Below are 13,640 nucleotides of genomic sequence, written 5' to 3' on the forward strand. Positions count from 1 at the left end.
AAGCCGAACGTGCCGCCGCCGAGCGCGCCGCGGCACGCGAGGTCCCGGCCTGCGGCGCGACGCCCACCCCGGCGCCCGGGTCCCCGGCGGCCCGCACGGTCGCCGACCACGGCGCGAGCGCCCGCCCGACCCCAGCCACCTCTGGGCACTCGGCCCCCGCGGGGCACACGGTCCCCACGGTGCACACGCGTCCCGAGGCGCACACCCCGGACTGGGTGCCCGGACGTCGCACGGTCGGCCAGCCGCCGGCGACCCCGCGCATCGCGCTCCCCGAGACCGCTGCTCGCCCCGCCGAGCCGCGCCCGGCCGCCACGCCCCGGCGGACCGTGCCGGACGACGTGATCGTGGCGGCGGCGCACGAGATGCCGCGCGTGCCGCTGGCGTCCGTCCCCACGACCGCTCGCGTGGTCCACGTGGTGCGGCCCGCCGCGGACCCGTCCGAGCAGCGCGCGACGCCGCCGGCCGCCGAGGCGACCGAGCCGGCGGTCCGCGCCGCCGCGACGATGGCGCTCGCCGCCGTGGCCCCGGCCCCGTCGGACGAGCCCGCAGAGCGTGCCACCCGCTCCGCCGAGCGCGCACCGCGCACCGCTGCCGAGACCCCGCTCGTCGTCCGTCTGCGCTCCCACCGGAAGCACGGGCGCAACGCGGCCCGGTTCGGGGTGGTCGGCGCGCTCGCGGCCGTGACCGTGGCGGTGCCGCTGAGCCACGGCACCTTCGGCGGGACCGAGGTGCTGTCCGGCCTGCCCACCGACCGCGGCGCGCTGCCCAGCACGGTCTCGGCGCTCACCGCGCAGCCCGCCATCGGCGCACCCCCCGCCTCGCTCGCCGCGAGCAAGGAGGTCGTGGTCGACGAGCGTGCGCTCGCCCGCGTCAGCCGGGACGCCACCCGCCAGACCCTGCCGGGCTGCGACCCGTCGGCGCGCGCCGCGGGCCTCAACGGCCAGCTGGCCACGGAGGACCTGTGCACGCTGTGGGACGGCCACACGCAGATGCGCGCGGACGCCGCGTCCGCACTGGCCGGCCTGAACGCGGTCTACGCGGCGCGGTTCGGCGCGGACATGTGCGTGGTCTCGGGCTACCGCACGCTGGCCGTGCAGTACACGCTCAAGGCGCAGAAGGGCGGCCTCGCGGCCACGCCCGGCAAGAGCAACCACGGCTGGGGCCTCGCGGTCGACCTGTGCAGCGACATGACGTCGGGTGACCGGTGGGAGTGGCTGAACGAGAACGCGGGCATCTACGGCTTCGAGAACCCGGCCTGGGCGAAGGAGGGCGGCTCCGGCCCCTACGAGCGCTGGCACTGGGAGTACCTCAAGGGCGTCATGGCCGACGGCGAGTACTACGGCGAGTCCTAGCCGACGACAGCTACCGACGAAGCCCGCCGACGACGAGACGGCCGGTCCGGGATCACCCTGGGCCGGCCGTCGTCGTCTGCGGCGGCTCACCTCACTCGAGGCGCAGCCCCCAGCGGGAGTCGTGCGACGCGCCCGGCGCGAGCTCGACCAGCAGGTCGCCGGTGCGGAACGCGTCCGCGATGCACGTCATGGGCTCGACGGCCACGCCGCGCCGCTCGATGCCCTCGATGCCGTTGCCCGTGCACACCTGCCAGGCTGGGAACGTCTCGTCGGCCCACAGGGCGACCGTGTGCCCGTCCGGCGAGGCCAGCCGCGCCCAGGTGAGGCCCGCCTCGTCGCGCGTGGGGGCGAGCCACGCGTCGTCCAGGGCGATGCCGGCCAGGAGGGTGGGCTCGCGCAGGTCGTACTTCCCGACGAGCGCCTCGTCGCCCGTGGGCAGCAGGCGCGCGTCGACGACGACGTGGCGCTGCGCGCCGAGCTGCAGCGTGCACTCGTCGACCGCGGCGGCCCCGGGCGAGAGCCACGGGTGGAAGCCGAGCCCGTACGGCGCGTCCGAGGTACCGAGGTTGGTCGCGACCGTGCGCACCTCGAGCCCCTCGTCGGACAGCGTGTACGTGACGTCGAGGCGGAGCGGCCACGGGTAGCCGGGGATCGGCACGATCGTCGTGGTCAGCGTGAGCGAGGCCTCGTCGTGCGACCCGAGCGCGAACGGGACGTAGGCGACCAGGCCGTGCAGCGCCGTCTGGCGGTCCGCCTCGGTGATCGCGACCTGGTAGGCGGCCCCGCGGTAGCCGTAGGCGCCGTTGGCGAGCCGGTTGGGCCACGGCGCCAGCACGGCGCCGGAGAACGCCGGTGCGATCTGGTGCTGGTCGAACGGCAGGACGACGTCGCGGTCGCCGACGCGGTACTCCCGCAGGCTCGCGCCGACGGCGGCGATCACCGCCACCTGGTCGCCGTGCCGCAGCGTGTGCTGCGTGCCGGACGGCAGGACGGGGGACTGGTTCGTGGTCGGGGAGGTCACGCTCCCACGGTAGTGCGCGGCGCCCGCCCGGCCCGCATCCGGCTCGTCGTGCCGCGCCCGATCGGGTGATCGGCGACGCTCACCGTGCGGTCGGAACGTTTCGGATGTCCTGGTTGTGGACAGGCCCGTGTGCGGCCCGTGCCCGGTGCCCTAGGGTGCGGGCCGTCGCCGCTGTCGGGATTGTCCGTTTGCGGCGCGTCGGCGGCCGGCAGACAGGGGGAGCGGGATGGACGGCGTCGCGATCCTCGAGCACGAGGTCCGGGAGCTCATCAGACGGCGTGGCATCGACCCGGTGCGGGACCGGCCGAGCATCACCGCGCTGGTCGAGGCGGCGATCGCTGACTACGACGCGCGCTCGGTGGTCGGGGCGGTGCCGCCGCTGGTCGACGGCCAGGCCGCGCACAAGGCCGTGCTGGACGCGGTTGCCGGGTTCGGCCCGCTGCAGCGGTACCTGGACGACCCGGAGATCGAGGAGATCTGGATCAACAACCCGCAGCAGGTGTTCGTGGCCCGCCGGGGCGAGGCGGAGCTGACCACGACGATCCTGACGGCGGTCGAGGTGCGCGAGCTCGTCGAGCGGATGCTCAAGGTCTCCGGCAGGCGGCTGGACCTCAGCAGCCCGTTCGTCGACGCGACGCTCCCGGGCGGTGAGCGGCTGCACGCGGTGATCCCCGACGTCACGCGGCAGCACTGGTCGGTCAACATCCGCAAGTACGTGGTGCGCGCGGACCACCTCGACGACCTCGTCGTGCTCGGCTCGCTGCCGCACGACGCCGCGGCGTTCCTGGCCGCGGCCGTGCGCGCCGGGCTCAACATCCTGGTCTCCGGGGCGACCCAAGGCGGTAGTTTGCAAGCGCTTTACACAGTACGCTTGAGATCTCATGAACATGAGCGCCGGGCTCCGAGCCGTCATCTACGTCCGCATCTCCGTTGCCCAGGAGGCGTCGGTCTCCATCGAACGCCAGGTCGAGGCGGCGGAACAGTACGCCGCTGCGCGCGGCTGGCAGGTAGTCGCCACCTTCCGTGACGAGGGCGTGAGCGCGACCCACAACAAGCCCGAGGACCGCGCCGGGTGGCGCGCGCTGCTCGACTCGCCGGAGAAGTACGACGCCGTGCTGGTGTGGAAGATCGACCGGCTCGCCCGCCGGGTGCTGGACTTCCTCCACGCCGACGCTTCGCTTCAGGAGCGCGGGGCGGGCATCGTCGCCGTGGAGGACCCCGTGGACATGACCACGCCGCAGGGACGCGCGTTCGCCACGTTGCTCGCGGTGTTCGGCGAGATGGAGGCTGAGGCGATCCGGGCACGCGTCAAGGCTGCCCGGGACCACCTGCTCCGGGCCGGGCGTGTCGTCGGCGGGACGGTGCCCTACGGCTGGCGCAAGGTCGCCAACCCGGACGGGCCGGGCTACGTGCTGGCCCAGGACCCCGAGCGCGTCGGCTGGGTGCGCGGCATGGTCGAGCGGGCGCAGGCCGGGGCGTCGGTGTACTCCATCGTGCAGTGGCTCGACGAGGCCGGAGCGCCGCTGCCCGAGGCCTCCCAGAGCCGCCGCAAGGCGGGCGGCTGGTCGTACTCGACGGTGGAGCGGCTGCTGCGCAACCCGCTGGTGGCTGGCATGACGGCCTACAACCCGGGCAACCGCACCAAGGAGCGCGGGACGGACGTGCTGCGCGACGCAGACGGCCTGCCTGTGGTGGACGAGTCCGTCGCGCTGCTGTCGCCGGGGGAGTGGCGCGCGCTGGTGAAGGCGCTGGACGAGCGCGACACCGCGCAGTCCAAGCCGGTCGCCCTGCGTGCCAAGACGTCCGCGCTGCTGTCCGGCCTTCTGTGGTGCGAGGCGGACGGCACCCGCCTGCACCGGGGCACCATCAACGGACGGCACGGGTACTACTGCCCCGAGTGCCACCAGTCCATCTCCAACTTCGAGGAAGCGCTGGTGGCGGAGTTCCTGAGGCAGAAGGGAGAGCACGTCCGCTGGTCCGTCGTGGAGGAGGTGTACGAGGGTGGCGCGGCGGTCCTGCCCGAGATCGAGCACCGGCTGGCCGAACTCAGCGACGCGCTGCGGGCCACTGACGACGACGCCGAGGCCGACCGGCTCATGGAGCAGATCGGCAACCTGCGGGCCATCCGCCGCGAGGCTCGCGGCAAGGCTCCGAAGGTGGAGTACCGCCCGGTGCGCGGGACGCAGCGGTTCGGGGACGACTGGGCCGACGCCGAGACGGTTGAGGACCGGCGGGCCATCCTGGAGGACGGGCTGGAGCGGGTGTGGGTGTCGCGCGGTCGGCCCGGCCGGACGACGGACGCCCAGCGGCTCGCCCGGCTGCGGGTCGACTGGAAGCAGCCCGAGCACCTGGGCCCGCTGGCGCGCCCGAGCGACGCCGACCTCGCCGCCTGGGCCGAGTAGTCACCCGAGGACGTGCGAGACGCCGCTCTCCCGGCCTGCGAGCCGTTCGCCCTACACGCGCCAGGGTGGGCGGCTCGCGGCGCGTCTCGGGCCGGTTCGGCGCGGCGGCCTGAGCGCTGTTGTGGAGATGGATAACTGCCGCCAGACCGATCCCGTTTGGAGGTACGGTTGGGCTCAGCGCGCTAGATGGACGCTTTGGGAGTCCGACCCGCTACCGCGCTGGCACGTCGTACTTCACGGGTTGAGGGCGAGCGTTTGGCCCTCTAGTCGATAGCGCTGCTAACTCACCCAAGTGGGAATGCGTGAGGCCTGACCGGTGGCACGGTCCGAAAAACAACGAACGGCGCCAAGAGGATCTCCCGGCCAGGGGAGGTGCCCCTCACAGTGAACACACCTGTGTAGGGAGTACCAGCATGTCTGAGCCCAACGTCATGTCGCCTCGCGCCGCCGCTGCGCGGCTCGGAGGCCTCCGTTCCTACGGGCGCACGCCCGACCCGGCAGACGTCGTGGAAGCCGAGCGCTCGCTCGCCACGGCCTGCATCGACCAGGAGATGCGCCGCGTCGCGGGCCGCTACACCCGACTTGACGACGTGCGGACCGCGCACCTGGTCGGGCTGCTGCTCGCCAACGCCGGTGTCAAGGGCGACGCGCTCGCCGTCATCGAGTCCGCCGTCCGCGCTGCGGTCGAGGCCGCACAGAAGGTCGAGGGCTGAGCCGTGCCGATCCGGAACCTCCCCACGCCCCGGCAGGCGACCGGCGCTGTGGCCGGGCTCTACAGCCACGGTGCCGTGCCCGACCCGTCCACTCTGGACGCGGCGCGGGCCACGCTCGCCACGGCCACGCTGGACAAGGCGATCCGCGACTCCATCGCCCGCACGGGCACGGCTCTAAACGACGCGCAGGTGGGCCACCTGGTCGGCCTGCTGCTGGCCGAGTCCGGCGTCCCGGCAGTCGCAGTGGCGAAGGTCGAGCACATGGCCCGGGTCGCTGTGGCGCGTGCGCACGGGTGGACCCCGTGAGCGCCGACGGGACGCCCCGGCGCAAGCGCCGCCCGGCCATCACCCTCACGGTGTCCGAACTGGCTTGGGCGGTGCTCATGGTCGTCATCGCGGCGCAGTCGGTGTGCATCACCGTGCTGCTGCTGCGTGGGGTTCAGGGGTGAGGAGCCAGGGCGAGACGGCGGGGCGCAGCCATCGCGCTCGCCGCGCCCGCAACCAGGCCGAGCGCAAGCGCGAGCACGCCGACAAGTACGCCGACCGGGCGGGCCAGCACAAGAGGGAGGCCGACCATGGGCGAAGGTGAGTACGCGAGCGCCCTAGCCGCAGAGGTCGCCATGGCGTCCGTCGAGGTGCGGGCGAAGGTGTCCGAGGCGCTGTCCGAGTCCATACCTGAGTGGAGGTTGGCGCAGGCGTTCGTCAACCGCCCGGAGGAGGTCCTGAGCGGGGAGCAGGAGGCGGCGCTGGCGAAGTTGTACGCCAACCGCATCCCAGGCAACCCGTCGTCGTTCGCGGCGCGGGTGGCGTACCGGCTGGACCAGCGGCTGGCCGACAAGGCCGTGGACGACGCGTACGAGCGCATCGCCAACGCCGACGCGGACGCCCGCCCACGCATGGTGGACGGTGGGGCCTTCATCCACGACCTCCCGCCGGACATCCCCACCGTGTGGGGCGAGGGCAACGCGGTCGTGTGGGCCGAGGGCGAGTCCCTGATGATCAGCGGCCCGCCGGGCGTGGGCAAGACCACGCTCGCCGGGCAGGTGGTGCGCGGCCGGCTGATCGGTGGAGACGTGCTCGGCATGCCCGTCGTCCCGACGGGGAGCCGCGTCCTGTACCTGGCGATGGACCGCCCGCAGCAGATCGCGAGGGCGCTGCACCGGGTGCTGGCCGACGTGGACCGGGAGACGCTGAGCGAGCGGCTGGTGGTGTGGCAGGGCCCACCGCTGCGCGACCTCGCCGCCGACCCGGAGGCACTACTCCAGATGGCCCGCGACGCCGGTGCCGACACCGTCGTGGTGGACTCCCTGAAGGACGCCGCGTTGGGCCTGAAGGACGACGAGGTGGGCGCGGGCTACAACCGCGCTCGGCAGTTGTGCCTGGCCAACGGCGTCGAGTTGCTGGAGTTGCACCACACCGTGAAGCGCGGCGAGGGCGGTAAGGCTCCCGACAAGTTGGCCGACGTGTACGGCTCCGCGTGGCTGACGGCGGGTGCTGGGTCGGTGGTCTCCCTCCACGGGGAGGCGGGCGACCCGGTCGTCATGTGGCGTCACCTGAAGCAGCCCGCTGAGGAGGTTGGGCCGTTCATGGTGGCGCACGACCACTCCGAGGGGGAGTCGTCGGTGTACCACCAGGCCGACGTGCTCGCGTTGGCGCTGCGGGCACCGCTCACGGCGCAGGAGGCGGCTCAGCACATGTTCGAGACGCCGAAGCCGACCCCCGCGCAGGTAGCGAAGGCCCGTCGCAGGCTCGACGGCTTCGTGCGGAAGGGTCTGCTGGTGTCTGTCCCGGGCGACTCCGCGACGAGGACGGCCACCGTGTGGCGGTCGCCCGACCCGGCCGACGTCTTCGGAGACGACGAGGACGACATCCTGTAGGGCCGAGTTTCTCCGATACGGCACTGTACGGGTGACTGTACGGGCGTAGGGCTGGCGTCGATCATTACGCCAGCCCTACGCCACTGTACGGCTTTCATAGAACCCCAGGTCGGGGACTATACGGGTGACTGTACGGACCATACGCGGCCTTCACTGTACGTTTCCCCCCCTGCCTAGAGGCGGGGGAACGTACAGACAGCGCGAGCGCCGGGCGGCGGAGAATAGAGAAAATAGACGGGTGCTCTGTTTCGGAGAAACGCGGTGGCTGGGCGCAAGGCGGGAGAAACGACGGGCCGGGTAGGTGGTGGGCCGGGTCGGCCGGTGCTAACCCGCTCGCCCGGGTCGGCTCCGCCGGGAGGCCCGCGAGAACGGCCAACGCGAGAACGGCCGGAGGGGAGGCGGGAGACCGCCGCCGCGTGGGTCGGGCATCTCATACGCCTGCGCACGCGAGAGGCCCTGTCTCGGGACGATCCAGGCCATGTACGCCGCGCCGGGCCGGGCGGCTGGGCTAGTAGTCGTACACGTGTTCGAGGTACCGTTGCCGCGGGCAACCGGACGGTTACCCGCGAACCAAGGAGGAACCGTGACTCTCGCTGAACTGCTCGCCCGCCGTGAGGCCCTGCTCAACGCGTGGCGTGACCTGCGTGACCCCGACGAGGCGGCGGTGGGGCCCGTGCTGGGGGCGGACGGGTCGCTGTCCCTGCGGGTCGGGCCCGCCGTTGACCTGCGCTGCCGCCTGTACGACCTCGTCCTGTCCCCGGCGGGTGACCTGTCCATCGTCACCCCCGACGGCGAGTCCCGTCCGGTCCCGGCGGTGGCCCGGTGACCCGGCCGACGCTGGGCCAGGCCGTCGCCGTCTTCCGCGAGCAGGCCTGGCCCAACTACGTCGCCGCCGCCGACCGGCTGGTGGCCGAGGGTGCCGCCGAGTGGGTGCCCGACCCCGCCGTCCCGTCCGTGTTCGCCCTGGTGCGCACCGGCACGGACGCCGCGCTCGCCGTGGTCTACGCGCCGGTGGTGTCGTCCGTCGGCGTGGTGGGCCGCAAGCGCTGGGACTGGGAGACGAGCGAGGACTTCGACGCCCTCGTCTACGGGCAGGAGGCCGGGCGGTGAAGGCCGTCGGCTACGTCCGCATCAGCAAGGCGGACCGCACCAAGACCGAGCAGGAGCAGCGGCTGTCGCTGCGGCAGCAGGCCGACTCGATCCGCCAGACGTGCGAGGCCAAGGGCTGGGACCTGGTCGCTATCCACGAGGACTTCGCGCTGTCCGGCAACGACGACACCCGGCCCGGCTTCGCCGCCGTGGCCGACGCCGTCCGGGCGGGCGGGGCGGACGTCGTCGTGGTGCGGCACGTAGACCGGCTGTACCGCAAGGCGTGGCGGCTGCTGCGCCTGGTCGACTCCCCGGACGACGGCGGGGAGGGCTGGGACATCTACTCCATCGAGCAGGCCTTCGACACCAGCACGCCGGAGGGCTGGTTCGCCTTCGCTCAGTTCGCGTTGTTCGGTGACTTCGAGCGCCGCGTCATCAGCAAGCGGACGCGGCTCGCCCTCGCCCAACTCCGCAAGGAGGGCGTGCACACCGGCCGTCCGTCCGGCATCCCGGCCGAGGTCGAGGACCGCATCGCCGCGCTGCACGCCTCCGGGCTGTCGGCGTCCGCCATCGCGGAGCAACTGGAGGCCGAGGGTGTCGCCCGCCCGACCACCCGGACCAAGGCCTGGCACCACAGCCACATCCTCGCCGCCGTCCGCCGGGTCGAGGTGCGGGCGGGAAAGGCGTAGGCACGCCTACCAAACGGCCAGGCTCGCGGTTTCGGCGTAAATCGCCAGGGGTGAGAACCGTACCGAACCCGTTTAGCAGGGTACTATTCACCCCAGCAGTTGAACGTCGCCGCGTTGGGCGGGGCCAGGAGGCCCTGAGTAGCGCGGGAGAAAGGCCCCGCAGTTGTGGGGCAACAGCAGGAACCGGGACTGCAAGACGCGTACATAACCGATTCCTCATCTCCCGCCACTCAAGGAGCACCACAATGGCACGCGGTTACAGCGGCTTCGCCGACGTCATGACGACGCGGGACGGCCAGGACCTCAACGACCTGTTCGCGGAGTTCAACGCCGTCGCGGACATCCAGAACCGGGACCAGGAGCAGTTCCTCTCCCTGTTCACGTTCAACACGACCAACGCGGTGGAGTCGGTGCTCCAGACCCTCGGCGCGGCGTCCGCGTTCGAGAAGGCGTCGGAGTACGGCATCCCGCAGTCCAAGCGGGCCGAGTTCTCCACGCTCGACCTGGGCGCGGACTTCGCCTGGTACGACAACCGCTGGGCCTCGACCTGGCGCTACCTCGCCAACGCGACGGCGGCGGAGGTCAGTTCCCACGCCAACGCGGTCCTCCAGGCGGACAAGGACCTGGTGTTCAACACGGTCATGCGGACGCTGTTCGGCAACACGGACCGCACCTTCACCGAGGGCACCGCGCAGATCACCGCGAAGCCGTTCGCCAACGGCGACGGGTGGGTCCCCCCGGCCTACCAGGGCCAGACGTTCGACGCGTCGCACACGCACTTCCGCGTCTCGGGCGCGGCGACCATCCAGTCCGGCGACCTGGACGAGATCGTCGACGACTTCAAGAGCCACGGCTTCTCGCAGGAGAACGGCTCGCAGATCGTCATCTTCGTCAACGCGGCGGAGGGGAACGTCATCAACACGTTCCGGGTGGCGACTGGCGCGCGGTCGGACTTCGTCCCGGCAGCCGGCTCACGGTTCTTCGCCACGGACGGCGACCTCATCGGCAACCAGGTCCCGGCGTCGTACGCGGGCTTCGTGGTCAAGGGCTCGTACGACGAGGCGCTGGTCATCGAGTCGGCGCGCATCCCTGCCGGGTACGTCGCGGCGATGGTGTCGGGCGGGTCGCTCGTGTCCACCAACCCGATCATGTTCCGCCAGCACGTCGCGTCCGGGTACCAGGGCCTCATCGCCATCCCCGGCGGCAACGCCCAGTACCCGCTCATCGACTCGTACTGGACCAGGGGCTTCGGGACCGGCGTCCGGCAGCGGCTCGCGGGCCTCGTCATGCAGGTGAAGGCGTCCGGGTCGTACGACGTCCCGGCGCTCTACGCCTGACAGACCCCGGTCGCGGCGGGCGGCATCGCATGGACCCCCGCCGCGACCGGACCATCCATGCGCCTCCATGCGAGCCAAGGAGAACTGTCATGACCCCCACCTACGCCGACACGCTCGAGGCCACCGTCCGGGACGCTCGCGGCCTGGTCCCGTGGGCTGAGCCCAACGCCGACGCCCTCGCCTGGGAGCCGCTGGAGCAGGCCGTGCTGCGCGCGCTCGCCGGGCCCGTCCCGCCCCACATGGAGGGTGTGCCGCTGCTGCGCTTCGCGGACGGGCGGGAGGCCATCACGCTGGTGGAGGCGGTCATGGACCCGCCGGTGCCGCGCGCGGGCCGGGCCTGGCTCACGTGCGACATCTCGCCGTGGCTGCGGGACGACCTGGCCCACCTCGCCGGGGCCCACCAGATGCGCGAGCCGAACACGCTGTGGGTGCCGTGCGGGGCGTCCGTGGTCCAGGTGACGATGCGCAACTACGTCGCCTCCCGCCTCCAGGACGAGGTCGGCACCGCGCTGGTGTGGTGCTGAGGTGACCTACACGCGCAAGGTCACCCACACCGAGGACTGGTGGACCACCGCTCCGGCGCATATCCACCGGTGCACCGCGCACTACAAGAGCGGCGACCGCTGTCGCCGTGAGTCGGTCAAGGGCACGAACGTGTGCGAGCAGCACGGTGGGGCGATCCCGGCGGTAGTGCAGAAGGCCGCGACGCGCATCGGCATGTCCGTGGACGCGGCGGTCAAGCGCCTCATGGAGATGCTGGACGACCCCAAGGTGGAGACGCGCGAGAAGGTCAAGATCCTGCACGACCTGCTGGACCGGGGCGGACTCGGCGCGACGTCCAAGGTGCTGGTGGGCATCGGGCAGTCGGACAACGTGGAGACGTTCTTCCGCGACCTGCTGTCCGACCCGGCCATCCTCATCAACCCGACGCCGGAGCCCAAGACGCCCGAGCAGTTGGCGTGGGAGCGGCAGGAGATGCTCGACGCCGGGTTCACCCCGCCGCCGCTCGTCATCGAGGCCGGGGCCACCGTGGCCGAGCCGCAGGCCGTCGAGGACGTCGAGGACGTGCTGGGCACGCTTCCGCCGCGTCGACCGCGCACGCTCACCGACGCGGACGGGCAGCCGGTGCCGCAGGCCCGTGACGCGCAGGGCTGGGCAGCCGGGCCGCGCGCGAGCAGGAGCGGACTCAGGTCCGGGGACGACGGCCCGACCGACGCCCCGCAGCACATCCGGGACGGGTTCGCCCGGCTGAAGGCGATGGGGCTGGCATGACCGCCCGGTCCGCGCTGCTCCGCTGCCCGCGCAAGGGCTGCCCGTGGCGCGGGCCGTGCGGGCGGGCGTGCCCGTTCCACGCCTCCGACACCGCGTGGGAGCGGCAGAGCGCGCTACTCCGCGCCGACCAGGTGCACCGCTCCCGCACCCGCCACCGCAGCACCTAGACCGCCGCGCGGGCTGGGCCCGACCGTCCTCCTGCGGGCGACCGGCCCGCGCGGCACGCACCGGCTACTAGCGCAGCATCAGGTGCAGCGCTAGCACAGCACCGATTGCCATCACGACCCGCGTCATCCACCCCAGAACAACCGTCATCGAAGCCCTCCGCCCAGATCGCGTCGCGCACCCGTCCGGGCGCGGATCAGGGAGAGCGTCGCACCAGGCACCGACAGGATGGGGGACCGCCTACCCGCCGGACTTCGGCCCGAGTTGAGTGAGGAGAGGCAGGCTGTTCTCGATGATTGTGCGATCCGAACCGCCCCCATCGAGCACGCCGGTATCGGCTGACGAGAACACCGACCGGACCAACTCCGCCAGCACGAGCGAGCGGGCGTCGTCGCCCTCCACAGCAGCGGCGAATAGGGGGAACGTCCGGAGCGCCGTCGCCTTCTGGTTGTAGACCGCTGCCAGGTGCGTGTTCGTACGGTAGGCCTTCGCGGAGAACGCAATCCCGTAACTCAGCCCGCCGACGAGCAGCACCTTGGCCAGCGCGTCGTGCGCAAAGTCGAGCCACACGGAACCAGCATCGCCTGCCGGCGACGTCTCGCCCGCGAATAGGACGAGTCCCGCCACGACGACCGCCGCGCCGAACACAGCGACTGCCCAGGCCCACCGGGCCGCGTTTACCCGATGGCTCTTCGCCTGGTCTGCGTACTCCTTGGCGAGTTCACCCGTGCCGACTGAGGCCGCGAACTCACGGAGTCGCCCAGAGACTGCGTCGACCGCGGCCTCATTCTCGGCGGCGCGCCGCGCCAGTTCCTCGATCTCGGCAACCCGAGCAGCCGCGTCGATCAGGTCACCGCGGATGTGCGGCCGGGCCCCCGACTTCCACCATTTCCACGCGCGTTCGAGCCCCTGGTAGATGTTGAAGGCTTCCTGCGAGTAGGCCGGGCTCGTGCGCGTGAGGCTCGCGATGGTTGGCAGCACCTGGTCCGCCACGAGTTGAAGTTCGACGCGCGCCTGCCCGAGGACGTCGTCCGCGATCTGTTCGACGGGCTCGCTGTTGAACGCCATGTAGCCAAACCTCACCCGGGCGTAGAGGCGGAGCGCGTCGGGCTGAGCATCATCGAGCGCGGCCCACCCGGGCGAGATGTAGACCGGGAACTCGTCGTCGTCCAGCGAGCCGATGTGCGGCATCGCAGCGAGCAGGTCATCAAGAGTCCCCACAGCATCCCCCAGGGCGTCGGTGCGCGTGGCGCGTTCGAGGCGTACGTAATCGGCCGGTGGTTCGGTGTTCATGAGTCTGCAGATTGCGCTGTGAGCGAACACGAGCCTGTGGATAACCCTGTGCGCGGCCTGTTGACCAGGCTGTTCATGCAGGTGCGGGTACTTACACCGTTGTGGTTCGCGTCACGTCCCGCCGCAGGTCAGCGGCCCGGCCTGACGCGTACACCTAGTCAGACAGAAATGCAATACCCCTGTGGAAACGAGTTGTGGAAGCGCAGGTCAGACGCGTACGCGGCGCGTTGACGTGTCGGTGGGGAGGGTTACAGTCGGAGACGCACGAAGGCCCCGGCTTGGATCCACCAACCGAGGTCAGCGGTTCCACCGGGGCCGTCGAGTGTTCTTCGCGGGAACTCGACCGACCCTACGCCTGAGCCGCCCGCGCGCGCCATTCCTGGGCGTGTCGCGGGCGGGGATGGCGGAGCCGTGTGCAGCCCAGGAGGCA

The 13,640-nt window shown here is 71.9% G+C and carries 14 protein-coding genes and 1 pseudogene; 13 read left to right on the plus strand and 2 right to left on the minus strand.

Features of this window, described 5'->3' with window-relative positions; all coding sequences use genetic code 11:
* Positions 1-179: 179 nt before the first annotated feature.
* Positions 180-1,352 (plus strand): D-alanyl-D-alanine carboxypeptidase family protein, encoded by a 1,173-nt coding sequence (locus KIN34_RS17430; RefSeq protein WP_214352398.1) that lies wholly within the window; start codon positions 180-182, stop codon positions 1,350-1,352.
* 91 nt (positions 1,353-1,443) lie between these two features.
* On the opposite strand, the gene KIN34_RS14250 is transcribed toward KIN34_RS17430, so the two are convergent.
* The gene (locus tag KIN34_RS14250; RefSeq protein ID WP_214352400.1) at positions 1,444-2,373 is read right to left on the minus strand and encodes an aldose 1-epimerase family protein; all 930 of its coding nucleotides are present in this window, start codon (positions 2,371-2,373) and stop codon (positions 1,444-1,446) included.
* 226 nt (positions 2,374-2,599) lie between these two features.
* Here KIN34_RS14250 and KIN34_RS14255 point away from each other — a divergent pair.
* The 12 genes and pseudogenes from KIN34_RS14255 to KIN34_RS14310 all read left to right on the plus strand — a co-directional run.
* Positions 2,600-3,232, plus strand: a pseudogene (locus KIN34_RS14255) (ATPase, T2SS/T4P/T4SS family); the annotation flags it as partial.
* Positions 3,233-3,260: 28 nt separating this feature from the next.
* Positions 3,261-4,775, plus strand: a complete 1,515-nt coding sequence (locus KIN34_RS14260; RefSeq protein ID WP_214352402.1) for a recombinase family protein — start codon at positions 3,261-3,263, stop codon at positions 4,773-4,775.
* A gap of 413 nt (positions 4,776-5,188) precedes the next feature.
* Entirely contained in the window at positions 5,189-5,488 is a 300-nt protein-coding gene (locus KIN34_RS14265; protein WP_214352404.1) for a hypothetical protein, read from the plus strand.
* Between the two features lie 3 nt (positions 5,489-5,491).
* Positions 5,492-5,794, plus strand: coding sequence for a hypothetical protein (locus KIN34_RS14270; RefSeq protein WP_214352406.1), 303 nt, complete (start codon positions 5,492-5,494; stop codon positions 5,792-5,794).
* Positions 5,791-5,937, plus strand: coding sequence for a hypothetical protein (locus KIN34_RS14275; protein ID WP_214352408.1), 147 nt, complete (start codon positions 5,791-5,793; stop codon positions 5,935-5,937). The genes KIN34_RS14270 and KIN34_RS14275 overlap by 4 nt, the downstream gene beginning before the upstream one ends.
* A 126-nt stretch (positions 5,938-6,063) precedes the next feature.
* The gene (locus tag KIN34_RS14280; RefSeq protein ID WP_214352410.1) at positions 6,064-7,365 is read left to right on the plus strand and encodes an AAA family ATPase; all 1,302 of its coding nucleotides are present in this window, start codon (positions 6,064-6,066) and stop codon (positions 7,363-7,365) included.
* A 583-nt stretch (positions 7,366-7,948) separates the two neighbouring features.
* Complete coding sequence (locus KIN34_RS14285; RefSeq protein WP_214352412.1) at positions 7,949-8,191, plus strand: hypothetical protein; 243 nt, start codon at positions 7,949-7,951, stop codon at positions 8,189-8,191.
* Positions 8,188-8,475 (plus strand): hypothetical protein, encoded by a 288-nt coding sequence (locus KIN34_RS17435; RefSeq protein ID WP_214352414.1) that lies wholly within the window; start codon positions 8,188-8,190, stop codon positions 8,473-8,475. The genes KIN34_RS14285 and KIN34_RS17435 overlap by 4 nt, the downstream gene beginning before the upstream one ends.
* Positions 8,472-9,143 carry a recombinase family protein gene (locus KIN34_RS17440; RefSeq protein WP_214352416.1) on the plus strand — a complete coding sequence of 224 codons (672 nt, stop codon included), beginning with the start codon at positions 8,472-8,474 and terminating at the stop codon, positions 9,141-9,143. The genes KIN34_RS17435 and KIN34_RS17440 overlap by 4 nt, the downstream gene beginning before the upstream one ends.
* A 245-nt stretch (positions 9,144-9,388) precedes the next feature.
* Positions 9,389-10,480 (plus strand): hypothetical protein, encoded by a 1,092-nt coding sequence (locus KIN34_RS14300; protein WP_214352418.1) that lies wholly within the window; start codon positions 9,389-9,391, stop codon positions 10,478-10,480.
* Positions 10,481-10,569: 89 nt separating this feature from the next.
* Entirely contained in the window at positions 10,570-11,004 is a 435-nt protein-coding gene (locus KIN34_RS14305; protein ID WP_214352420.1) for a hypothetical protein, read from the plus strand.
* A 1-nt stretch (position 11,005) separates the two neighbouring features.
* Positions 11,006-11,752 (plus strand): hypothetical protein, encoded by a 747-nt coding sequence (locus tag KIN34_RS14310; protein ID WP_214352422.1) that lies wholly within the window; start codon positions 11,006-11,008, stop codon positions 11,750-11,752.
* Between the two features lie 405 nt (positions 11,753-12,157).
* Here KIN34_RS14310 and KIN34_RS14315 read toward each other — a convergent pair whose 3' ends face one another.
* A complete protein-coding gene (locus KIN34_RS14315; RefSeq protein WP_214352424.1) occupies positions 12,158-13,210 on the minus strand; it encodes a hypothetical protein in 1,053 nt (350 codons plus the stop codon).
* Positions 13,211-13,640 lie beyond the last annotated feature (430 nt).

The sequence above is a fragment of the Cellulomonas fulva genome, from assembly GCF_018531375.1.
Lineage (GTDB): Bacteria > Actinomycetota > Actinomycetes > Actinomycetales > Cellulomonadaceae > Cellulomonas > Cellulomonas fulva.

Bases quoted from the DNA above. Each gene is read 5' to 3' on its own strand.
- KIN34_RS14315 (WP_214352424.1), bottom strand. From the start codon at position 13,210: ATGAACACCGAACCACCGGCCGATTACGTACGCCTCGAACGCGCCACG.
- KIN34_RS14260 (WP_214352402.1), top strand. From the start codon at position 3,261: ATGAGCGCCGGGCTCCGAGCCGTCATCTACGTCCGCATCTCCGTTGCC.
- KIN34_RS14300 (WP_214352418.1), top strand. From the start codon at position 9,389: ATGGCACGCGGTTACAGCGGCTTCGCCGACGTCATGACGACGCGGGAC.
- KIN34_RS14280 (WP_214352410.1), top strand. From the start codon at position 6,064: ATGGGCGAAGGTGAGTACGCGAGCGCCCTAGCCGCAGAGGTCGCCATG.
- KIN34_RS14265 (WP_214352404.1), top strand. From the start codon at position 5,189: ATGTCTGAGCCCAACGTCATGTCGCCTCGCGCCGCCGCTGCGCGGCTC.
- KIN34_RS14305 (WP_214352420.1), top strand. From the start codon at position 10,570: ATGACCCCCACCTACGCCGACACGCTCGAGGCCACCGTCCGGGACGCT.